General features: G+C 37.3%; 22 protein-coding genes. 18 read left to right on the top strand and 4 right to left on the bottom strand.

Features of this window, described 5'->3' with window-relative positions; translation table 11 throughout:
* Entirely contained in the window at nt 1-843 is an 843-nt protein-coding gene (locus B9T35_RS01955) for an amino acid ABC transporter permease (RefSeq protein ID WP_086189444.1), read from the bottom strand.
* A 111-nt stretch (nt 844-954) separates the two neighbouring features.
* Entirely contained in the window at nt 955-1,854 is a 900-nt protein-coding gene (locus B9T35_RS01950; RefSeq protein ID WP_086189443.1) for an amino acid ABC transporter substrate-binding protein, read from the bottom strand.
* A gap of 442 nt (nt 1,855-2,296) precedes the next feature.
* On the opposite strand from B9T35_RS01950, the gene B9T35_RS01945 reads away from it, so the two are divergent.
* From B9T35_RS01945 to hisC, 7 genes are all read left to right on the top strand, one after another.
* Nucleotides 2,297-3,748 (top strand): RNA polymerase factor sigma-54, encoded by a 1,452-nt coding sequence (locus B9T35_RS01945; RefSeq protein WP_086189442.1) that lies wholly within the window; start codon nt 2,297-2,299, stop codon nt 3,746-3,748.
* Between the two features lie 192 nt (nt 3,749-3,940).
* A complete protein-coding gene (gene hpf, locus B9T35_RS01940; protein ID WP_086189441.1) occupies nt 3,941-4,300 on the top strand; it encodes a ribosome hibernation-promoting factor, HPF/YfiA family in 360 nt (119 codons plus the stop codon).
* 136 nt (nt 4,301-4,436) lie between these two features.
* Entirely contained in the window at nt 4,437-4,688 is a 252-nt protein-coding gene (gene ibaG / locus B9T35_RS01935; RefSeq protein WP_086189440.1) for a BolA family iron metabolism protein IbaG, read from the top strand.
* A 7-nt stretch (nt 4,689-4,695) separates the two neighbouring features.
* Nucleotides 4,696-5,955, top strand: coding sequence for a UDP-N-acetylglucosamine 1-carboxyvinyltransferase (gene murA / locus B9T35_RS01930; RefSeq protein WP_086189439.1), 1,260 nt, complete (start codon nt 4,696-4,698; stop codon nt 5,953-5,955).
* Entirely contained in the window at nt 5,952-6,641 is a 690-nt protein-coding gene (hisG, locus tag B9T35_RS01925; RefSeq protein WP_086189438.1) for an ATP phosphoribosyltransferase, read from the top strand. The genes murA and hisG overlap by 4 nt, the downstream gene beginning before the upstream one ends.
* A 232-nt stretch (nt 6,642-6,873) precedes the next feature.
* The gene (gene hisD / locus B9T35_RS01920; RefSeq protein WP_086189437.1) at nt 6,874-8,163 is read left to right on the top strand and encodes a histidinol dehydrogenase; all 1,290 of its coding nucleotides are present in this window, start codon (nt 6,874-6,876) and stop codon (nt 8,161-8,163) included.
* Nucleotides 8,164-8,300: 137 nt separating this feature from the next.
* Nucleotides 8,301-9,392, top strand: coding sequence for a histidinol-phosphate transaminase (gene hisC, locus B9T35_RS01915; protein WP_086189436.1), 1,092 nt, complete (start codon nt 8,301-8,303; stop codon nt 9,390-9,392).
* A gap of 17 nt (nt 9,393-9,409) precedes the next feature.
* Here the strand turns inward: hisC and B9T35_RS01910 are convergent, their stop codons facing one another.
* Nucleotides 9,410-10,774, bottom strand: a complete 1,365-nt coding sequence (locus B9T35_RS01910; protein WP_086189435.1) for an anthranilate synthase component I family protein — start codon at nt 10,772-10,774, stop codon at nt 9,410-9,412.
* Nucleotides 10,775-11,022: 248 nt separating this feature from the next.
* Here B9T35_RS01910 and B9T35_RS01905 point away from each other — a divergent pair, with 248 nt between their 5' ends.
* The 6 genes from B9T35_RS01905 to B9T35_RS01880 all read left to right on the top strand — a co-directional run bounded on the left by B9T35_RS01905 (nt 11,023) and on the right by B9T35_RS01880 (nt 19,171).
* Nucleotides 11,023-11,952, top strand: coding sequence for a DUF6160 family protein (locus B9T35_RS01905; RefSeq protein ID WP_086189434.1), 930 nt, complete (start codon nt 11,023-11,025; stop codon nt 11,950-11,952).
* A gap of 200 nt (nt 11,953-12,152) precedes the next feature.
* The gene (locus B9T35_RS01900) at nt 12,153-12,986 is read left to right on the top strand and encodes a C39 family peptidase (protein ID WP_086189433.1); all 834 of its coding nucleotides are present in this window, start codon (nt 12,153-12,155) and stop codon (nt 12,984-12,986) included.
* A 46-nt stretch (nt 12,987-13,032) separates the two neighbouring features.
* On the top strand, nt 13,033-14,265 hold the full coding sequence (locus B9T35_RS01895) for a hypothetical protein (RefSeq protein ID WP_086189432.1): 1,233 nt from the start codon (nt 13,033-13,035) through the stop codon (nt 14,263-14,265).
* A 12-nt stretch (nt 14,266-14,277) separates the two neighbouring features.
* Entirely contained in the window at nt 14,278-15,942 is a 1,665-nt protein-coding gene (locus B9T35_RS01890) for an OmpP1/FadL family transporter (protein WP_086189431.1), read from the top strand.
* A complete protein-coding gene (filE, locus tag B9T35_RS01885) occupies nt 15,942-17,237 on the top strand; it encodes a putative pilus assembly protein FilE (RefSeq protein WP_228147061.1) in 1,296 nt (431 codons plus the stop codon). The genes B9T35_RS01890 and filE overlap by 1 nt, the downstream gene beginning before the upstream one ends.
* Nucleotides 17,238-17,254: 17 nt before the next feature.
* The gene (locus B9T35_RS01880) at nt 17,255-19,171 is read left to right on the top strand and encodes a hypothetical protein (protein WP_086189429.1); all 1,917 of its coding nucleotides are present in this window, start codon (nt 17,255-17,257) and stop codon (nt 19,169-19,171) included.
* Nucleotides 19,172-19,275: 104 nt separating this feature from the next.
* Here the strand turns inward: B9T35_RS01880 and B9T35_RS01875 are convergent, their stop codons facing one another.
* The gene (locus B9T35_RS01875) at nt 19,276-19,824 is read right to left on the bottom strand and encodes an NUDIX hydrolase (RefSeq protein ID WP_171264192.1); all 549 of its coding nucleotides are present in this window, start codon (nt 19,822-19,824) and stop codon (nt 19,276-19,278) included.
* A 122-nt stretch (nt 19,825-19,946) separates the two neighbouring features.
* On the opposite strand from B9T35_RS01875, the gene B9T35_RS01870 reads away from it, so the two are divergent.
* The 5 genes from B9T35_RS01870 to B9T35_RS01850 all read left to right on the top strand — a co-directional run bounded on the left by B9T35_RS01870 (nt 19,947) and on the right by B9T35_RS01850 (nt 23,588).
* Nucleotides 19,947-20,576 carry a CoA pyrophosphatase gene (locus B9T35_RS01870; protein ID WP_086189428.1) on the top strand — a complete coding sequence of 210 codons (630 nt, stop codon included), beginning with the start codon at nt 19,947-19,949 and terminating at the stop codon, nt 20,574-20,576.
* A 34-nt stretch (nt 20,577-20,610) separates the two neighbouring features.
* Nucleotides 20,611-21,141: a gamma carbonic anhydrase family protein gene (locus B9T35_RS01865; RefSeq protein WP_086189427.1), complete on the top strand. Its 531-nt coding sequence runs from the start codon at nt 20,611-20,613 to the stop codon at nt 21,139-21,141.
* A 129-nt stretch (nt 21,142-21,270) separates the two neighbouring features.
* Nucleotides 21,271-21,936 (top strand): tRNA (adenosine(37)-N6)-threonylcarbamoyltransferase complex dimerization subunit type 1 TsaB, encoded by a 666-nt coding sequence (gene tsaB, locus B9T35_RS01860; protein WP_086189426.1) that lies wholly within the window; start codon nt 21,271-21,273, stop codon nt 21,934-21,936.
* A gap of 15 nt (nt 21,937-21,951) precedes the next feature.
* The gene (locus tag B9T35_RS01855) at nt 21,952-22,776 is read left to right on the top strand and encodes an undecaprenyl-diphosphate phosphatase (RefSeq protein ID WP_086189425.1); all 825 of its coding nucleotides are present in this window, start codon (nt 21,952-21,954) and stop codon (nt 22,774-22,776) included.
* On the top strand, nt 22,770-23,588 hold the full coding sequence (locus B9T35_RS01850; protein ID WP_086189424.1) for a class I SAM-dependent methyltransferase: 819 nt from the start codon (nt 22,770-22,772) through the stop codon (nt 23,586-23,588). The genes B9T35_RS01855 and B9T35_RS01850 overlap by 7 nt, the downstream gene beginning before the upstream one ends.
* The last annotated feature ends 56 nt before the right edge of the window (nt 23,589-23,644 follow it).

Raw genomic sequence — 23,644 nt, 5'->3', positions numbered from 1 at the left:
TTACTTACCTCCCGAACCGAGTCCAGGAACGGACATGCGTTTTTCAATCCACGCCATGATATATTTGATTGAATAGGTAATAATCAGATACACAGGTGTCGATAAGATAAGAATAACAATATCTTGAGATGTTTCTTCACGCATTGTTTTGGTATAAGCAAAGAAATTTAAAACGCTGAGTGCATAAAGAATCGCAGAGTTTTTAAAGATATTCATGGCTTCAGACGTTAGTGTCGGCCATACAATCCGATACGCAACAGGCAAAATCACATAACGATAGCTTTGGGCTTGAGTTAAGCCAATCGCATAGGCTGCATTTTTTTGACCCGTTGGCACAGTATTAATTCCTGAGCGAACTTGTTCAGCAATACGTGCAGCCGTATATAAACCTAACGCAAACACGCCAATCGCAGCAGGCTGATCATTCAGGAGATTTTGCCACCAACCACCGCTGACCATTTCACCACTACCTGTACTTAAACTTAAAGGAAGTAGTTCGGGAAATACAAATGCCCAGAAAAATAATTGTACAATCAATGGGATATTTCGGAATAGCTCTACATAGCATGTACCAATAAATGAAATTGCTTTATTGGGAACTGTTCGCATAATCCCGATAATTGAACCGAGAGTGAATGCAACAGCAAAAGCGAGTAATGAAGTCCAGAGCATTGTCCAAACGCCTGAGCCTAAAAGCTGAAGCCAAGTGGGTGCATCTGCAACAGGGGAGTAACTTGCGCCACCAATGGCTTTACAGACAGATTCTGCCCAAGTGGCTTTATCTAAACTGTATTCATTGGAGGGGAGACAATAAGCTGTCCAATTAAGTGAGCCAACGGACATGTGTGCTCCTTCAAATTATTGATTATTATTCATTTTCTAATCAAAACGCTAAGTCATGAACTTAGCGTCTGGATTAGTCAACAGTTGATGAAATATAGTTTACAACGTGTTTTATTGGATACCAGCATCAGTTGGATGAGCTTTGAGTTTTAGATAAGATGAACTCATTGGCATATTCATATTGACATTACGTGGTGCAATTGGAGAGAGGAACCATTTTTTATAAAGCACAGCCATTTGTCCATTTTTCCACATGCCTGTAACAACTTTATCTGCAATTGCTTTATACGCTGCATCATCTTTTGGAATCATGATGCCATAAGGCTCAGAAGATAAAACTGGACCCACGATTTTAAAATCTTTTGGATTAGAAGATTTCGCGATTAAGCCTGCAAGAATATTGTCATCCATAACAAATGCTGCTGCACGACCTGAAGCCATCATGGCAAATGAATCTGAGTGATCTTTACCATAAACGTTATTCACATTTACTTTTTCACCTTTCTCACCCATTTTAATGTATTTATCAGAGGTTGTACCTTGAGTTGTTACAACTGCTTTACCATTTAGATCAGCAATTGATTTAATAGGTGAATTGGCTTTAACTGCCATACGGACTTCTGTCGCGTAATAATTTGTAGAGAAACCAACTTGTTGTTGGCGTTGTACAGAATTGGTGGTTGTACCACATTCCATATCAATATTACCTGCCAACATCTCTGGAATACGAGTAGACGATGTTACTGCCTTATATTCCACTTTCAAGTTTGGCATTTTGAGGTCTTTTTTCAGTTCATTTGCAAAGTTATTACAAATATCAACTGCATAACCCATTGGTTTACCACCAACGACATAAGAAATTGGATCTGAAGATTCGCGATAACCGATGATTACTTTTCCAGTTTGTTTAATTTTAGCAAGTGTATCTGCTGCTTGAACCTGTGAAAAAGCACCACCTGCCATCAAAACGCCAAGTGTTGTTGTTAATACTTTTGTAGAAAACTTCTTCATTCTAATATCTCCATGTACGGTTATTTTGGCAATCATTTCGCTTGTTTTTATAAAGCACTTATCATGCCAATCCTTTTTTCTAGAAAGTTTGATCCATCATATTCTTTATATTATTTTTATACCTCACCTATAAATAAGTAAAGGATAAAAAATAATATATTTTGATCAAAAATAACGTGATGTAAATCACCATTGTCCTTTTATTCTATTTGAAATAGAAAAAAAATATATAGGACTAAGTATTTATTTGAGCTTATAGCTTTTTAAAAACTATTTTATCAATTGATGAGCAGAGCCTATAAGGCCTACATCGAGAGTAATTTGATTTTTATCTAAAAAATGATGAATTTTTTTTCCAAAAATCCAACAGCTATGCTATAAAAATACGAATAGGCACAAATTTTGCTTGTGTAAGCTACAATGTAGATGGAAGAAGAGATTTATGAAGCTATCGGTTGGATTGAAAGTTGCAAACTCGTTGTCGTTGACACCACAGCTGCAACAAGCCATTCGATTGCTACAACTATCGAGCTTAGAGCTTGAGCAAGAGATTCAAATTCAATTGGACAGTAATCCTTTATTAGAAAAAATTGAAGATGAAAACCCCAATGAAAATATAGAAAATAGCCATCAAGAACAGCAAGAAAAAGACTTATCAGAATCACTTAATGCAGATCATTTACCTGATGAACTGGCAGTTGATACGGATTGGGATGATGTGTATACCCATCAATCCACTGCGATGGAACGACCTGAATTTGAAGAGCGTGAAGATAATAGAGAAGGGCAAACGTCATTAAAAGAGCACATGTTAGAGCAAGTTAATCTTTTACATTTTTCTCCTGTTGATAAGTTAATTGCCTATTGTGTAGTCGATGCTCTAGATGAAAAGGGATTTTTAGATACAGATGTTGCTGAAATTACTTCATCGGTACAACACTTATTACAGCAAATGGATTATGAGGTTGATGTTGAGGAAGATGAAGTTTTGGTTGTTCTGAAGCATATTCAGCGTTTAGATCCTTTAGGTGTGGGCTCCAGAAATCTTGCTGAATGCTTACAAATACAATTAGAAGCCTTGGCCAGTACAGTTTTTGCACGCAAAGAGGCGATGTCTTTACTCAAACATTATGAGTTATTAATTAGTAATGATCTGAATAAGCTTTTAAAACAAACAGGTTTAAATGCAGACCAATTAAAGCAAGCAGTTGAATTGCTCAAAACTTTAAAGCCACATCCTGGTTTAGCGTTTGAGAGTAAAGATTCAGATTATCAAATTCCTGATGTGGTGGTTTCAAAGAAAAATGGGCATTGGCATGTGCAACTGAACCCAGATGTGATGCCTAAATTACGTATTAATTCATTTTATTCAGGGATGATTCGTCGAGCAGATCAGAGTGATGATAATCAATATTTGCGCAATCAAATGTTAGAAGCAAAAAACTTTATTAAAAGTGTGGATGAACGACATAAAACTTTATTAAAAGTAGCAACGTGCATTGTGCAACATCAACGTGAGTTTTTAGAAATTGGTGCTGAGGGAATGAAACCTTTGGTACTACGTGAAGTTGCTGAAGAAGTTGAATTGCATGAGTCAACAGTATCACGTGTCACGACAAATAAATTTTTGCTAACACCACGTGGTTTATTCGAGTTGAAATATTTCTTTTCCAGTCATGTCGGGACAACTTCTGGTGGGGAAGCATCTTCCACAGCAATTCGAGCGAAGCTTAAAAAGCTGATTGCAGATGAGAATCCGCGCAAACCTTTGTCTGACAATACGCTTGCAAATTTGTTAAAGGAAGAAGGGATTGATGTTGCGAGAAGAACTGTGGCGAAGTATCGTGAATCGTTACATATTCCATCCTCATCGGACAGAAAAGTCTTGATCTAAGTTTTAAAGTGTGTCAATTCTAGAGATTCATTATGACAAAATAATGAATCTCTTTTTTGTTTATATTGTTTTATACGGAGTAGTTAAAATGATGACATGAGGTATAACACAGAATTTCCCCGCAAGTGAGTTCTGTCATGGATTCGTTTTAACTATGACTCATCGCATCCTAATAAGGAGAGGGAAATAATTATGCAAATTACAATTCGTGGACACCATTTAAGCATTACCCCTGCAATAGAAGAGAATATTCGTATTAAGTTTGCTCAGATGACCAAACACCTAGATCAAGTTAATAGTATGCAGATTAAATTAGCCAAAGATCATCAAGTCGATAAGCGATCTAAAAAAGGCAGTGAAAATCATGTGGCAGAGGCGATTATTCGTCTACCCGGAGTAGAACTTTTTGCTCAGGCAACTGCTGATGATATGTATAAGTCAATTCATAAGATGATGGAAAAAATAAAAAGACAATTACAACGACATCGTCAAATTAATGGTGAAGTACAAAGTAATTTTCAAGTGATGGAAATTGAGCTACCAGCCGTATAATTTAAGCTGTTTTGAAAAGAGGTTGAAATATACCTCTTTTTTATCGATAAAATTTGTACGAGTTAATGAATTAACTCGGTGAGTTATAGTAAAATAGACAGTTTTTAGACTGTCAGTCCTATGAGAGGTCGATGCAATGAATAGTGAACAGCTCACTGAAATATTAAAAGCAGCTTTTCCCAATGCTGAAGTTGCTGTGAGTGGACAAGCAGGTAAATTTGACCTCCGTATTGTGGATGATCAGTTTGAAGCGAAACGCCAAGTGGCTCGTCAACAATCCGTATATGCTCCATTAAACTCATATATTGCAAGTGGTGAGGTTCATGCAGTGACTATTCGTGCAATGACTAAAGAAGAATGGCGTAAAGCTAGTCTGTTCGGAGCTTAAAGCATTAATGGATAAATTTTTAATTCAAGGTGGCGTAAAACTAGAAGGCGAAGTTCGTATTTCTGGTGCTAAAAATGCAGCTTTACCACTGCTTGCTGCAATGATTCTTGCAGACTCTCCAATTACCTTAACCAATGTTCCTCATCTAAAAGATGTCAATACCTTGGTAAAACTGATTGGTGGTTTAGGTGTAAAAATAAGTTATGAAGGGGATACTGTGATTGCAGATACCTCGACATTGGATAATCAGTTTGCACCGTACGAATTAGTAAGAACAATGCGTGCATCAATTTTGGTGCTCGGCCCTTTAGTGGCGCGCTATGGTAGTGCGAAAGTTTCACTTCCAGGTGGATGTGCCATTGGTTCTCGCCCTGTTGATCAGCATTTAAAAGCATTAGAAGCTTTGGGTGCGCAGATTGAAGTCGAAAATGGTTATGTACATGCCAAAGTTGATGGTCGCTTAAAAGGTGGCGAAGTCATCTTTGATATGGTGACGGTAGGTGGTACTGAAAATATTTTAACAGCAGCGGTATTGGCGGATGGTGTAACCACCATTCGCAATGCAGCACGTGAACCTGAAATTACAGACCTTGCACTCATGCTGATTAAAATGGGTGCAAAAATTGAAGGTTTAGATACAGATACACTGGTTGTGACGGGTGTAGAAAGTTTGCATGGCTGTGAATATGCTGTGGTTGCTGACCGTATTGAAACAGGTTCATATTTAGCTGCTGCTGCAATTACAGGCGGTAAAATTAAAACCACACACACTGATCCAAATCTGCTCGAAGCTGTTTTGGATAAATTTGAAGAAATGGGCGCAGAAGTGACCCGTGGTGATGATTGGATTGAATTGGACATGATGGGTAAACGGCCTAAAGCTGTCAGCTTCCAAACCTTACCGCATCCAGAATTTCCAACCGATATGCAAGCTCAGCTGATGGCAGTGAATGCAATTGGTCGTGGTTTTGCCACAATTTCTGAAACGATTTTTGAAAACCGTTTCATGCATGTACCTGAGTTGTCACGTATGGGTGCCAATATTCAGGTGGAAGGTAATGATGCAGTTGTAACAGGTGTTGAAAAACTTTCAGCAGCTCCTGTCATGGCAACCGATTTACGTGCTTCATTCTCTTTGGTTTTAGCTGCATTAGCTGCTGAGGGCGAAACTTTAATTGATCGTATTTATCATATCGATCGTGGTTATGAAGATATTGAAGCAAAATTACAAAGTTTAGGCGCCCAAATTAAGCGAGTAAATTCATGAGTGACATGAGAAACGATGATCCTAATTTTGATGTAATGGGAAATTTTGATCATGGTTTAACGTTAGCATTAAGTAAAGGGCGTATCTTAAAAGAAACACTACCTTTACTTGAAACGGCTGGGATTAACTTACTGGAAGATCCAGATAAATCACGTAAGTTGATTTTCCCAACCACTCATAAACAGGTACGTATTTTAATTTTACGTGCTTCAGATGTACCGACGTATGTTGAAAATGGTGCAGCTGATATTGGTGTGGCAGGTAAAGATGTGCTAATGGAACATGGTGCGCAGAATGTCTATGAACCGCTTGATTTGAAAATTGCCAATTGCAAATTAATGACTGCTGGTAAAGTGGGCATGGTTCGTCCGAAAGGTCGTTTAAAAATTGCAACTAAATATGTAAATCTAACCCGTCAGTACTATGCGAGCTTAGGTGAGCAAGTAGATGTAATCAAACTTTATGGTTCTATGGAATTAGCACCATTGGTCGGTTTGGGTGATTATATTGTGGATGTGGTGGATACAGGCAATACATTACGTGCCAATGGTTTAGAGCCATTGGAAGAAATTTGCCAAGTATCTTCACGTTTAATTGTGAATAAAGCGAGCTTTAAACGTAAGCAAACTTTACTTAATCCAATTCTTGCGCAGCTTGAAAAAGCAGTCGCAGAGCGTCAAAACTAAGTATTCTTTCTATTTAAATTTTGATTTTAAACCGCCGAATTTTCGGCGGTTTTATTTTTGATCATAATGTTATTTATCTCAAGGCTAAAATTAAGTTTAAAAGCTCTATTTATTCAATCATTTCAAAAGTTATTTTCCATCATACATCCGTGTTTAATGATGATATCGTGTCCACAAGCTATACAAAACAAGGTAAACTCAGTCTTTCCTAAACAACTGTATGGGTTAATTGATGCGACGTTTATCGACTCAAGAGCAAAACTTCAAGCAAATCTTTGCTGAATTATTGGCTTTTGAAACTGTGAGTGATCCTGAGCTGTTAAAAACAGTCGACCAAATTATTGCAGATGTACGCCAACATGGCGATGCACATGTACTTAAACTTACTCAGCAGTTCGATCGACATCCAGCCCATCAATTCTCAGATTTAGAGTTGTCACAAGAACAGTTAAAAACAGCTTTTGATGGTTTAAATAATGAAGTTCGTGATGCTTTAGAACTTGCTGCAAATCGTATTCGTGAGTTCCATCAGGCTCAAAAGCAAGATGGATGGAGCTATGTGGATGCTTTGGGCAATACTTTAGGTCAAAAAGTGACGCCTCTTGATCGCGTCGGTATTTATGTACCGGGCGGATTGGCCTCTTATCCATCATCTGTGTTGATGAATGCTATTCCTGCACATGTTGCAGGCGTGCAAGAAATTATTATGGTCGTGCCCGCGCCGAATGGTGAATTGAATCCATTGGTTTTGGCTACGGCACATTTGGCAGGTGTACATCGTGTATTCACGATTGGTGGTGCACAAGCCGTTGCTGCATTGGCATATGGTACAGAAACAGTCCCTCCTGTCGATAAAATTACAGGGCCTGGAAATCGTTTCGTTGCTGCTGCTAAACGTGCTGTTTTTGGGCAAGTCGGTATTGATATGATTGCTGGGCCTTCTGAAATTTTGGTTTATGCCGAAGGTGAAAATAACGCTGAATGGTTAGCCATGGACTTATTGTCGCAAGCTGAACATGACACAGTTGCACAAGCGATTTTTATCACGCCAGATGAGCAATTATTAAATGATGTTGCACAAGCCATTGAAGAACATTTAAAGGCTTTGCCAAAAGCGGAAATTGCACGGACTTCAATTGCCAATCGTGGTGCTTTGGTTTTAGTGAAAGACCGCCAAGAAGCCATTGATTTGATTAATCAAGTTGCACCTGAACATTTAGAATTATGTTTAGATGAAGCACAGAAAATGTCAGAACAGATTCGTCATGCAGGCGCAATCTTTATGGGGCGTTATACACCAGAAGCAATTGGCGATTATTGTGCAGGGCCAAATCATGTTTTACCAACATCAGGTACAGCACGGTTTTCATCACCTCTGGGGGTGTATGATTTCCAGAAGCGTTCAAGCTTGATCATGTGTTCTGAACAAGGTGTAAAAACATTGGCGAAAACAGCCGATATTTTGGCACAAGAAGAAAACTTAGATGCCCATGCACGCTCTGCACGTTACCGTTATAAATAAGTTATTGGCTAAATAATTAAGTATTGAATGTACCTCTCCCTTAGGGATGAGTAGCGAAGCTACGTAAGAGGAGATTCACTCCTTGCGGAGCAGTGCTCCTCATCTCCTAAAAGAAGAGGGAATATTGAGAAAATAAAATGTCGAACATTACAACAGAACAAATGCGTTTTTGGAGCCCTGCGGTACGTGAGTTAGATCCTTATGTGCCTGGCGAACAACCTAAAATTCAGAATATTTTAAAGTTAAATACCAATGAAAATCCGTATCCACCATCTCCAAAAGTAGTGGCAGCAGTCGAAGCAGTCTTAGCTGATTCGGCGGATGCGTTGCGTTTATATCCTGACCCTGATGCGACTGCATTAAAGCAAGCCATTGCGACACAGCAAAATGTAGATATTACTCAAGTCTTTGTTGGAAATGGTTCCGATGAAGTTTTGGCACATATCTTTAAAGCCTTTTTCGTGCAAGATGAAGCCATTATCTATCCAGATATTAGTTACAGCTTTTATCCCGTTTATAGTCAGTTTTTTGCAACGAAAACCAAAGAAATTCCATTAAATGAAAACTTTGAAATTGATGTAAATGATTATAAGCAAACCAATGGTGGTGTGATCATCGCTAATCCGAATGCACCGACTAGCATTGCTTTGAATTTGGCTGAAATTGAAGAGGTTTTGCAAGCCAATCCGAATCGTGTCGTGGTGATTGATGAAGCTTATGTTGATTTTGGCGCTGAATCTGCTATTGGTTTAGTGAATCAATATGAAAATTTAGTGGTGTGTCAAACCACGTCTAAATCACGTTCATTGGCAGGTTTACGTGTCGGTTTTGCGATTGCTCAAGCACATTTAATTGCGGGATTAGAAGCCGTAAAAAACAGTTTTAATTCCTATCCAATGGATCGTTTTGCAATTGCAGCGGCAGTGGCTTCATTTGAAGATCAAGCTTACTTCGAAGCACAATGTCAAAAAGTCATGAATAGCCGTGAAAAGCTGATTGCAGATTTAAAAGAAATTGGGTTTAAGGTCTTACCGTCAAAAGCTAATTTTATCTTTGCCACTCTCCCGACTAAAGATGCAGGAGCGTTGGCAAAAGAGCTACGTGAACAAGGCATTATTGTTCGACATTTTAATAAACCACGGATCAATCAATTCTTACGTATTACGATTGGCACAAATGAGCAAAATCAACGTCTTGTTGATAGATTGAAAAATCAAATTTTAATCTAAAATTTATTAAAGCTAAGTTATTCAGGTCTATGCCATGTATTGAGTAAATCAAGCATGGCAGACACTTTATCAAAGCATTCTTGATATTCAGCATCACAGTCAGATGCAATGGTAATACCACCGCCTGCCCAAACAGAGACTTCATCCTGAAATTTTTGAATCGAACGAATTAAAATATTCCAAGAACCTGTGCCATCATAATTAAAATAACCCATTGAGCCACAATAAGCCCCACGAGGTGCACCTTCAAGTTCTTCAATAATTTGCATGGCGCGAATTTTTGGCGCACCTGTGATTGAACCGCCGGGAAGTGCAGAGAGAAGAACATTTAATGGATGAATATCTTCTTTTAAAGTTGCATTGACTTCACTGACCATATGGTGAACTTGATTAAAGCTTTCAATTTCAAAAAGTTTAGGTGTCGTCACTGAGCCAATTTCGGCATAAACACTCAAGTCATTGCGAAGTAAGTCTACAATCATGACATTTTCAGCCTGATCTTTTTTTGAGTTAGCTAAAGTTCGCTTGGATTCTATATCTAAAATGGGATCTTCATAACGTGGCATTGTGCCTTTAATCGGTTTAGTCACTAGTTTACGATTAGTTTCAAAATCAATAAATAATTCGGGTGAACAACTGAGTAATTCAAAGTCATCTAATTTCAAATAACCAGAATAGGGCGCATCTGTTAGTTGCCAAAATTGCTCAGCTGTATCTAGTAAATTTCCACTAGATTGTCCTGTAAACTCCTGAGTTAAGTTAATTTGATAACAATCACCTGCTTGAATATAGTCTTGTACTTGTTGAAATGCATGTTGATATTGTGCTTTAGACCAGCGGGCAGTACAGGATGCTTTTAGCTTGAAAGATGGTTTTTTTTCTGAGTTTTTTGCAAGTAAACTTTCAATAAATAAATGGATTTGTGGTGCTTCAACTTCATGGCTGTAAAAAAACCATTGATCATTTTCATATTTTAGAAAAGTTTGATAATCACCTAAGAAAAAATTAGGTTGTGATTTACAACGAGTTTGAATACTTTGATTGGCAGAAAAATTATAATCAGCAAAGCCAATATAACCACCATTAAAATTTATAGATTTTTGGTTATTTATTTCTTTATTTGTCGGCAATGAAATTTGGATAAAGTCATGAATAGATCCTGAGTTCAAATCCAAGGTATATGTTAAATCAATATTTCTATTATAAATATGAGTATGTTCATGCTGATAAATGCAATATTTTTTAGGTGAAAAACCAATAATAGGCATACCATTATTTTCTAAATACACACATCCAAACAAAGCTTCTAATTTATTTAAAATACTGGAGACACTTGCATTGCTTATGGTTAAAGATTTCTTAAAAAATGAAGTACTTAGCATTGTAAGAATCAGCTGGTGGGTTGAATATATTCTACAATAATTTTGTACACTAAATCACAAAAATGCCGTTTATCGGGTAAATAGAGTTTTTGATAAACAACTATTGAACAAAAAGTAACTTGAGGTTAATTTAAAAAGGCAAAACGGACTGCTCAAGGATTGACGTTTCAGTTGTAAAAAAATATAAAACAACTGTGGCACGGAGAGCGGTTAAAAATGAAAAAAAATGCTCTTGGGAGAGTACAAACATGAAATTATTTTCTAAAATCGCTTTAGTTTCTGCAATGGCTGTTAGTGCAAATGCAATGGCAATGCAAGCAATGGATGATGCTGACCTAAGTGCTACTACTGGTCAAGATGGTATCTCGATCGGTATTGGTATTTCGAAAGTAGATATTGATAAAGTTCACGTTTTTGATGGTGATGGTTTGGCTGCTGCTGGTGCTGCAGGTCAAGCAGGATTTGGTGGTACTGCTACAGTGGGTGCTATCACTTTGAATGATGTAGTAGTGACTGCAAATACATCATCATTGTTAGCTAGTCATAATTTGGCAGATTTATCTATTGATACAGACTCTGGTGCCGGCAAACCATTCTTAAATGTTGCTGCTGCAGTTTCTGGCTTAAATATTGATTTGGGTAAAATAGAAGTAAATGATGCATCAGGTACTGGTGGTGCATATGTAGTTGGTGCAAATTCTGCTGAAATTTTAAGTGGTTTAAGCTTAAAAACAGGTAAAATGACAGCAAATATTCAATTGGGTAATACACCACAAGGTGCGATGATTAAATTGGCTGGTGCTATGGTTGGTGGTTTACAGATCAATGACCTTGCAATTAAAGATGCATCAACTGGTGGCGGTGGTTACATCGTGCTAGGTGGTATTAAGTTGAATGATACTGGTTCTGCAGATTTATCTTTAGATGCTGATGTGGCAGTTACTCCACAAGGTCTTGCTATTACAGCTATGAAGGGTGCAGCTGGCACAGATATTTATATCACTAAAGTTCAATTGGGTGGTGGTACAGGATATGTACCTAAAGCTGGTGCGACACCAGCAGTTCCAGGTACCGGTGTTGGAACAGGTTCGATTGGTGATGTAGCAATTTCTGGTATGAAAGTATTTAATGGTACAGGCGGTGCAACTGGAGCAGTGATCACAATTTCTGGTCACTAAGTCTTTGAGTATAAAAAACGCGTGATTTCACGCGTTTTTTTTTACAAAAATATTAAGAAATATATCTAAAAAATAAAAAAAGGCTGTTTTTTTTTTCAAAAGAAGGTATCTTCTTAATACAGGGAAGTAGAGTGTTTACTCTAAAAATAAAATCTACACTTCAGGCAAATTCAATTGCCGATACTTGAATAGTTAAAATTATGTTAGAAATTACTTTAGGGTCGGCATTAATTTATTATTTTGCCAGCCATGCATTAGACGTAAAACCAAAACCAGCGAATGCTGTATATTATACAGAGCTTGCTGATCCTCGAGATAAATCTTTTACACGCTTTCATAGAGAAGCGGTTGAAATTAAACCTGCATTAGAAAATCAATTCCGTGGAATTGTACGCCAAGCTTACGATTATAGTTGTGGCTCAGCTGCGCTTACGACCTTATTGAATGGTTATGTCGGAACCAATTTATCAGAACAACAAACGATGGAAGGCTTATTGCGCTTCGGTGAATATAATCGGATTGTTGAGCGTCGTAGTTTTTCATTATTAGACATGAAACGCTTTGTTACCGCATTAGGTTTTGAAAGCGGCGGTTTTAAAGGTGAGTTTTCAGATTTAATTAAGCAAGATCAACCTGCAATTGTTCCGATTTCATACGCTGGATTTAAACATTTTGTCGTATTTAAAGCGTATAAAAATGGTCGTGTCTATGTGGCTGACCCTGCACTTGGAAATATTAGTTTTGACCAAGAGCGCTTTAAACAAATTTGGGAAAACAATACTTTATTCCTAATTAGTGTTCCTAAAGATCAACAAAAAAGTTTATTAGCTCTTCAAGATGCTGATTTAAGGCACGTAGATGATGCAACGATTAATCGTTATGCATTAGTTGATGCTCAATTTTCTACTGATTATATGAATAAAATTGCCGATCGTGCATCAACCATGCGTAAGGTCATTGACCAAGATAAGAACTCAAGTACGTATGGTCAGCCAATTACTTCATACATGCGTTTATATTATAAACGTAAATAAAAGACAGATTAAAAAATTAAATAATCATAGTTTTGGTAGGAATAAAATGAATAATCAATGGATGAAACGAACTTTACTCGCAATTAGCATTCAAATTGTTATTGGTGGGGCATATGCAGCTGAAACAGCTCCAAATGCTGAAAGTTTAAACATGGAAAACGATCAAGCGACAACTGATGATGCTGGTAGTTCATATCAAGCGACAGAAGCAGAGGTAAAAGCGAGTACTGCTAGTACAGAAATTAAACCAGTCTCAGAAGCTAAACCTGTTTCAGAAGACGTAAAAATTAATAAAGATGAGACACCTTCTTTAGTTCCGCAGGCTGGGACAAAAGCAGCACAAGCTTTACAACAAAAAGCAGGTGATGCGACTCAGGAAACAAATTTACAAGAAGTCTTTACATCAAATGAACGTCAATATTCATTAATCAAAAAGGGTGAGATTTCGACCTTTTATGATTTAGATTATTCGTATTATCGAGATACACAAATTAATGCGGCAGTGAATGAAGGAAGTTTATATCAACTTCGGGTGGATGAAGATGCTAGTCATACCATTACCAATACATTCACAATGCAATACGGTGTTCTTGATAATTTAACCTTTAGTGCCTCTGTACCTTTAATTGCAAAATCAGATAATTTAAAAGATACCACAGCCGCAGGTTTAGGTGATATTAACTTTGGTGCGCGTTGGGAACCCTTCCCATTAAAAGCAGGACGTTTACCTTTAATTCTTTTTGGTAGCCTTTCAACCAAAACGGGAGACAGTCCTTATGAAATTAATCCAAATACGGATCTTTCAACAGGTAAGGGTTATTATTCGGCAGGGATTGGTGCCAGCACACGTAAATATATAGATCCAGTTGTTCTGTTTGCTTCAGCTTCAGCAAACTATGGCTTTAAAGAAACAGGTCTAAATCAAGTACGTGGTGGTGGTAGTGAAACAACTCGAATTTTAGATAGTTTTGAACCAGGAATTACAGCAGGCTTCTCATTCGGCTTTGCATATTCATTTAACTATGATGTTTCAATGACGATGTCATATCAGCAGTCGTTTAATACCAATACATCATTTACTTATACTTCTGGTGAGAATTTTGAATCTCCAGCTCAAACCAGTTCAATGTTCTCGATTGCTTTAGGTGTGCGTGTATCACCAGAGACTATTGTTAATGGAACTTTGGGGATAGGTTTAACGGAAGACTCTCCTGATGTTTCATTAGGATTATCTTTCCCGCTGGATATTTTAGGTTTCGGTAAGAAAAAAGCTCATTAAAGGGGAGTTGGTATGAAATACCTTCGATTACACCCGTTAGTGACAGCAATTATCTTAACGGGATGTTCTACACAAGCTTTTGCCCATTTAGGGCTAAATTTATCGGTTGATGTGCGTTCATTATCTATGGGGAATGCTGTAACAGCAGATCCACCCGGAATTAGTGCGATTCACTTTAACCCTGCTGGACTCACTAAACTAAAAGGTTTACAGACAGACGTACAAGGGATTGTCGCAAACTTCAATATACAAAAAGAATTTTCTGCGCCAGAAGGTTATAACGTTTTTGGTTATTCAGACGATCCTCTAATTTGTAACGACTCACCTAATAATCCATCTAATTTGTGTACAGACTATAAAGGTTCTGTGAGTGGTGATGTTGAATATGCCAGTTTGTATATTCCAATTCTAAAAAAAGTGGTCGATCTTGGTCCTGGATGGCCTGTGTTAGCACCTACCGGTGGCGTTTCATATAATCCACCTGGTTCTAAACTAACTTATGCAACGGCTGCTTATGCACCCATGGTGGCAGGTTTTGGTTCTGAAAATGGAAATCCTGGTAATTTCATGGGGCAACAAGTTGCGATAGAACGTATTACTTATTTGTCGCCATCTATTGCTTATCAAGTGAATGATGAATTGTCTTTAGGTGCCTCAATTGGCATGTCATACAATGCCATCGCATTAAAGACAGACTTGCGTTTTCCCAATGAAATGATTGGGGTGTTACGTATGGTGGATGAATCGGTTTGTGCACCATTTAGAGAAAATTCAAATGTGATCACTGACTTACTTTTATTTGGTATTTGTAATGCCAATGAAACAGTCAGTCCATTTAATAAGTTTGCGCAAATGCAAGTGAGTATGGAGCAGAGTTTAAGTCCAAGTTATAACTTAGGATTAATGTGGGAACCCAATGACGATTTTGGTTTTGGTATGGTGTACCAAAGTGCCGCGAAAATGCGTATGAAGGGTAAATACTTTATTGATAATGCCAATGCACCACGTGAACTCATAAAAGGATTGAACTCCTCTGCAACAGGTCAAATTCTAGCAGCAATTTTGGGTTTTCCTGGTTATATTCCACCGACAGAATCGGGTCTTATTTCAATGGATTTGGAATATCCTGCACATTTTCAAACAGGGATAAAATATAAAATTTTACCTGATTTACAAATGAATTTTGATGTGGGCTGGACTGATTTTAAAGCGTGGGAAAAATTTAAATTTGAATTTGATCGTCAAATTTCTGCACTTAAAATTGCAAAAATTTTATCCAATCAGGTGACAGATACGTCATTATCATTACCACTAGGTTTTCAATCTCCTTGGAGTTGGGGTATTGGTTTTGAATACTCAGCAACAGACCGTTTAAAATTACGCGCAGGTTATGAACCTCGTGCCAGTTCGATTCCAGATGATAAACGGAATACATTGGTTCCAATTAATAATGCGCAACTTTTTGGTCTAGGTTTAGGCTATCGTTTTGATGAAGATACAGATATTGACTTATCTGTTGGTTTCTTGCGTAGCCGTGACAACATTCCTGCAAATACCAGTAGTTTATCGAATAAGACAGGTGTAGATAATCTGTTGTTAAACCCTTATGCAGGCTTAAATGTGAAAACAAATACTAAAGTCACAATCTTAGGTATAAATTATAGAACGAGATGGTAATGTCTTTGAAAATTAAAAAAGTTATCACACATATACCGTGGTTATTATTTCTATCATTAGGAGTAAATACTACTGTTTTTGCTGCTGGTAGCTTTTATACCATTATTGGTCCAGATGGGCATCCGATGGTTGTTCAACAGAAAGTTGAAACAAAGAAAAAACAAGAAGTAAAAGTGGCTGAAAAGAGTAAAACGGTTCAACAAAATACTGAACAAGTTCAATTACAGTCAGAAAATACATTAAAGGAAAAGGCTGTAAAAAAAGAGACATCTTCAAGTGTAAATGTTGAACCAAAAATACCCATAAAGCACGAGACTGATATATCTCTACTTGATAAAAAGCAAGCTCAAACTCTTTCGACGGTTGATTCGAGTGCAAAGATAGTATCTTCAAGTCCAATTCAAAATACAGAGTCTAGTATTAATACTCAGGCTCCTCATCAAGTCAGTTTAGATATACCATTGAAGCAAAATGATGCTGAGAAAAAAATTATTCAGCCTATTGTCGAGACAAAAATACAAAGCTCTAAAAAACAGCAAGAGTTAAAAAGTACAGTTGTTGAAAATCCTTCAGTAGTGATTCAAAAAGATGCTGATCAATTAAATGAAAATTTTACCGTAATTGACGGTGAAAAATATGTCAATAATGAATATTTAGAAGATAAGGAATTCAATTTAGAGGGTAAAAAACGTTTTTATGTGATGCCTGAATCTGGTGTCGGTGCACGTCATGTTGAAACAGTAGAGCGTGAAAAAGGTTTAAGTCATTCTTTAATTGAAAAAATTCAAGCACCAAAAACAGCAATGGATACTCCGATTGCTTTAGCACCAACCTATTATCGTTTGCCTAAAGATGAAGTAATTCAAAACCTAGAACAATCATGTTTTAGCGGTAAAAAAATTGAAAAGGCAAAAGCATTAACATTAAAAGATAAGGAAATTGGTTTTTGGCCTGTTACACCCATTAAAGAAAAGTTTGCTTATGAAGTGGTGAAATTAGATCAGAATGTACAAGATATTCTATTCACTTCTTATGCATCATCCAATAAAACTCCAAGCTATTATTGGCCATTGGTGGTCTTTTTAGATCAAAAAGGCTGTGTAATTGAAGGCGTAAGCGGATTTAAGAACCAAGATATCAGTGAAAGTAATTTTCAGCATGCGGCACTAGAAGGGGTTCTAAAAAAACCATCTTCAGCATTTTTTATGTTTATGACACCGTTATCTTCTGCAATAGATGTGGAAAATAAACAATTAACAAATCAAGGACAAATTAAGCTTAGTGTTATTCGTTAAGTGAAGAGATTAGGAATATGAAAAATAAATTAATTTTACCTTTTGCATTAACAGGTTTAGTCACAGCTCTTTCAGGTTGTGGTGGTGGTAGTCAAAGTATTAATGAAGATCCCTACAAAGGGGTAGAAACATCAACCAATGGTTGTTCTGGCACCGCTGAGAAATGTCTTGATTTTGTTTTAGATTATCCAGTAGAAGGGCTTAACTTTGACTGTAGTACAGATACCAAGAATCATTTTGTAACTGAGTTGGAAGGTGGTTTAGCATCAGGTGGCTGTGCAGTTGGTGATAAAGTTAAATTTTATATTCAAGGTTCTCAAACTAGTCGTATGATTTCTTTGGGTGATGTTGACTTAACAAAAATTAGACCATTAAAGATTGCTAATCAGCCAGCACAAATTGGTTTAGTTGATCTTGCAACGGCAATGACAGGTAAAGCCATCACATCGACAACAATGAATGATGATACCTTCAAAGTGATGGTGGGTTTAGTTCGAGTATTTCAAGCTGTTGCTGTTGAGCAAAATGCAAATATTGAAGGAGATGTTCAGCCTTTTGAATTAACCAAAGATTTAAAGGATAGTTTAAGTAAGGTTGAATCATCTGTAGATGTGAAGAACTTTTTAGATGGTAGCTATGTCTCTATTTTAAAGCCGTGGCTTGATGTGAGCACAATTGGCGAACAGTCTGCTGCACAAGTTGCAGAACAACTTATTCGTTTATCTAATGTAAATATTTATACAGCTAATTTCCTAGCGATCTCTGCATTAAATGTTGATTTAGGTGGTTTCCATGGCACCAGTGCAGCAGGCAATGAATCTATTGCAAACTTATATTTATTGAATACTCGACAAGGTTATACAACTGGTTATGCTGTGCAGTGGATGGGTAAACCATTAACAACGGGTGACCAAGTAATTAGTTCTATTGCTCGACTAAATTTATTGGCTCAAGTTGCGCCACAAAAATTATCTGCTGATGCACAAACCAGTTTAATTGATCCACTCAGTAAAAAAATTAGTAAGCCATTTGTTTTACATTCAGCAACGAACTTAGCTGATAACTTAGAAATTTATCAAGGAACTTTGTTAAATGGTACAACTGTTCCAGGTACCGAGTTTATGTACAAACAAGTTTCTGGTGATACTAAAGCACCTGTTGATACCAGTATTTATGGAAAATGGCGTCAGAGTATTTCAGGTGAGGCATTTACTGGATCAATTGATATTTATAAAACTAATCCTGCGACTTATCTAGATAAGCGAGTATTTTTAACACCAAATACGGTTAAAACAGGTGAGCAATATATTTTCCCTCTTTATGCCAACCTCATATTTAATTTCGGAGATACGACCATTCCTGCTGTTAAGTTAGGAATCGTCATTGATGAAAGTGGAGATATTCGCACCAATATTGGTCCAAATAATACAACAACAGACCTTTCATCGACACAATGTACAACTGTAGATTCTAATACGTATAAGGACACAACAACAGGTGTACAGCAATATCGTATAGGCACAACAGGTGCTGCCAATTATGATACGAGTGATAAGTCACTTACGATTCGTATGATTCTATCTAATCCAATATTTGGCAATATTGATGGTGCTCTTGTTGGATTAAATGAAAGCTTATTGTATTTACCACAAGATAGTAGTGGTAATACAGCAACATTTACTTCAGGTGGTGTGCGTATGAACTTGCAGAACTTGATTGTCGACAAATCGACAACCCGTGGTATTAACGTGACAGGTTGGGATGGACAAGCGGCAAGTCAAGCGCAATGGGGCAATATGCTTGCGATTTCTCAAGCTATTTATAACAGTGCGAATAAAACCAAAGCAACTCAAGCACAGCTAGATTTAGCAAAACGAGCGAATGGTTATTTGTCAATTGAATTGCCAACTTGTTATACGCTGAAAACAAAATAATATAAAAATGAGGTAATAAAAAAACCATCCTAAATAGGATGGTTTTTTTATGTAAGTATTTAATTTCTGATTCGTTGTCAGTGATTAAACTTCACTATTATCCCTTAACCTGTTTGATCTAAACGAGAACCTAAAGTTTCTAAATGCATGGGGAAATGGTTACTTTTACGATCTTCAAAATAATGCCTTAAAGTGCGTTCTACACTTGGAAATGCCAATTCATCCCACGGAATTTCATGTTCGTCAAATAATCGACTTTCAATGGTTTCTTCACCTGCACCAAATTCACCATTGATAATATTGGCTTTAAATAATGTATAAATTTGTCCAATACGCGGAATATTGTACATACAGTAAAGTTGTTCAATTTCAATTTCAGCTTCGGCTTCTTCACGTGTTTCACGGGCAGAACCTTGCTCCATGGTTTCAAAAAGTTCCATGTAGCCTGCAGGTAAGGTCCATAAACCGTAACGAGGTTCAATTGCACGCCTGCATAAAAGCACCTTGTTTTCCCAAAGTGCTAAGGCGCCACAAATGACTTTTGGATTGACGTAATGTATGGTTCTACAATTTGAACAAACTTGGCGAACTTTTTGGTCACCTAAAGGGATTTTTGCTGTTGTTTCATGTCCGCAGGCAGTACAAAAATGCATAAGCTTCATTGAAATTAAGAGATAACTCAGCATAACTGAAAAATTCTACTTTCGCATCATTTATAGCCTACAGCACAAAATTTCATATATGATGGGAATACAACAAAAAGGAAGAGTCAAAAATGCAGGATCATTTATTAACACAAGTATTGCAACAACGCTTACGTTTTTCTAAGCGTACGCAACCTGCAAATGCAGCCGTGTTAATAGCGATTACCAATGAAGCAGATCCTAAAATTTTACTCACACGTCGTTCTCTATATCTCAATAATCATGCAGGGGAAGTGTCTTTTCCTGGTGGGAAACGTGATCCAAATGACACCAGTAATATTGTTGTGGCCTTAAGAGAAGCTTGGGAAGAAACAGCACTTAATCCTTTTGATGTGAAACTATTAGGTGATTTACCGATGGAGCGGGCAAAGAGTGGATTATTGGTTAAACCAGTAGTTGGCTTAATTCCACCGAATGTACAATTGATTGCTCAACCTACAGAAATTGATCGTATTTTCTATGCACCGTTGCGGAAACTAATGGAGTCACAACCGATTCCTTATGAAGTACGTTTAGCGCATCAGTCAATATATTTCCCAAGTTTAAGAGTTGAAAATGAAGTGGTTTGGGGGCTGACTGCTCGGATACTTATTTCTTTATTTCAATATGGTTTAGATTATCAAAAGAACTGGCCTTTTCTACTCAATTCACCGACATTTAAATCTAAAATTTTTAATAAGAGTCAGGATATTCAAAAGTAACTATTTAAAAGTGTTGTTTAAGGGACTAAAAATTATGATGTACAAGTTTCAAGGCTATGCACCTAAAGCAACTCATCAACCTTGGGATGGTTGGGTTGCAGAAACTGCGACTGTGATTGGTCAGGTAGAAATGGGTAAACAAGTCAGTGTATGGTTTGGTGCTGTTATTCGTGGTGATAATAGTGTGATTCGTTTAGGTAATTTTACCAATGTTCAAGAAAATGCAGTGTTACATACGGATGCTGGCATTGAGATGAATATTGGTCGTTATGTCACGATTGGTCATCAAGCAATGCTACATGGCTGTACGATTGGCGATAATACGCTCATCGGGATCAACTCTGTTATTTTGAATCATGCGGTGATTGGTAAAAATTGTATTATTGGTGCCAATGCCTTAATTCCAGAAGGGAAGGTCATTCCTGATAATTCAGTGGTGATGGGTTCTCCTGGGAAAGTGGTTAAAACTTTAGATGCTGATGCAGAAGTACGTTTGAAATTAAGTGCTATGCATTATGCAGAGCACTTTAAGCAGTTCACTCATTTAGAAAAATTTGAATTTTAACGTTGAAAATGAAAAGCCATTTGCCAAGAAAATTTCTTGGCATTTTTGTTTATGTGTCTAGATTATCTCGCGCTATTAAAATGAGTGGAGTATCATAGTCGACATTTTAAAAGATAGAAAAGGTTGTGCATGAAATTGCTGGCATTGGAAACTGCCAATGAGCAGTGTTCTGTTTCAATTATTGATGAAACCCAAACACTTTTTTTTCAGCGTGATGAGCGAGCTAAGGCACAAACTCAAACCATTTTACCGATGATTGAGCAAGGTTTACTGCAGACTAAATTGATCATTTCTGATTTTTCAGCAATTGCATTTAGCCGTGGTCCGGGTTCATTTAGTGGGGTTCGTATTAATGCGGCAGTCACTCAGGCTTTAGCTTGGTCAAATGATTTACCTGTGATTGCAGTTTCAACTTTGCAGGCATTGGCACAAGCGGCTTTTAGAGAGGCGCAGTTAACTCAAGTTACCGCCGTGTTAGATGCCCGTATGAAAGAAGTCTATATGGCTAGTTTTCAATTAGATGATAATCAAATTATGCAGTTGGTGGATGCGGAGAAATTACTCGACTACCAACAAGCCACTGAGTATCAAAAATTTACATTAATTGGCTCAGGTTCGGTTTTAATTCATGCCGATTCAATAGAATATCAGCATATTACAGCAAGTGCAGAAGATATCGCAGCGATTGCTCGACTCTCTGCACTAAATCAAGAGTGGGTGAGTGCAGAATATGCACTGCCTGTTTATTTGCGTGATAATGCTTGGAAAAAAATTCCAGAACAAGGCAAGCCATAAAATTTAGGATAATACATGGATCTTTTACTGCTCCTTAAAGCAGCGATTATGGGTATCGTTGAGGGTGTTACAGAGTTTTTACCCATTTCTAGTACTGGGCATTTAATTTTAGCTTCAGAATTGATGGACTTTTGGACCAAAGAAAAAAGTGATGTCTTTGTCATCGCCATTCAAATGGGCGCAATTGCAGCTGTTATTTATGAATATTGGGCGAAATTATGGGGTGCGGCGACTGGATTGGTGACAGGTGAAAAGAAAGGTCGCCATCTGGGGATCAGTCTTATTTTAGCCTCTATTCCGATTATGATTGTCGGTTTATCTTTTGGTCAAAAGGTCAAAGAACTTCTATTTAATGATATTTCCATTGCATTGGGCTTGATTGTTGGTGGTGTCATTATTTGGTGGGTAGAAAAAAATCCACCAAAAGTCAATGCAGTCGAAGTTGATGATATTTCCTTAAAAGAAGCCATTTATATTGGTTTGATTCAGGTCTTGGCATTAATTCCAGGAACATCTCGCTCAGGTGCAACCATTATTGGTGCAATGATGTTAGGTGTGTCACGTAAAGCGGCAACTGAATTTTCATTCTTCCTCGGTATTCCAGTTATTGTAGGTGCGGGTTTACTCGATCTGTATCAGAGTTATCATATTTTTGAAGGTAAGCAGGATTGGATCGTACTGGGCGTAGGTACACTGGTCTCGTTCATTTCAGCTTTAGTTCTCATCCGTGTATTGGTTGCTTATGTAGCGAAACGTGATTTCATGGTTTTTGCTTGGTATCGAATCATCTCTGGTTTGATCATTTTATTATTTGCTTTAACAGGCTGGAAATTATGGTAAGCGAAATTCGCTTATTTGCAGAAGATACATACTTAGAGAAAGCACAGTCTTATCAGGCTGTGCTTTCTTCACGTGGTGTAGATGTAAAATTAGATGTCATTGATAAATTAAATGCACGTTTTTTACGCTTAAATCCTGATTTAGGGTTATGTGTAGATCAAGATGGATTATGGTTAAGTGCCAATGGCATGAAAATGCAGCCTGATTGGAAAGCCGAAACTGCACGTTTAAAACGAGCCAGTTTAAAATCAGAAATGATTGCACGCGCGTGTAACCTTGCAGAAAAGCCGAAACTGATTGATGCAACCGCAGGTTTAGGGCATGACAGCTTGTTGATGGCTCATTTGGGTGGACATGTGACACTGATTGAACGCCATCCGATTTTATTTACTTTACTTGAAGACTCTAAACAACAGGCAGCATCAGATCCTTTTCTAGCCAAAGTGATGCAAAGAATCGATTTGGTTTTTTCTGATTCAGCTGAGTATTTACAGCAACAAATTGAACAAAAGACTCTTGTTGATGTGGTGTATTTAGATCCGATGTTTCCACAAAGAGATCAAAATCAGCAAGCCATTAAAAAACAAGCTCAAGTCAAGAAACAAATGCAATTGTTACATTTGCTTTTGCCTGAAGATGGTGAGATGGATTTAGGAGATTATCTTTTAGTCTTAGCTCAACAAATATCCAAGCGAGTTGTGGTAAAACGTCCTCGTCATGCTGTTTTTTTAAATGCACAGCAACCTGATCATCAGTGGCAAGGCGATGCATGCCGATTTGATGCCTATTTCCCCAAAATGCTTATTGAGTAATTTGGTAAATGTTTCAATAATAGTCAAAAAATTGTTATATAGTTAAAAGAAGCATT

The sequence above is a fragment of the Acinetobacter sp. ANC 3832 genome (assembly GCF_002135415.1).
Classification (GTDB): domain Bacteria; phylum Pseudomonadota; class Gammaproteobacteria; order Pseudomonadales; family Moraxellaceae; genus Acinetobacter.
This window is presented reverse-complemented; position numbering and strand designations above follow the sequence as displayed.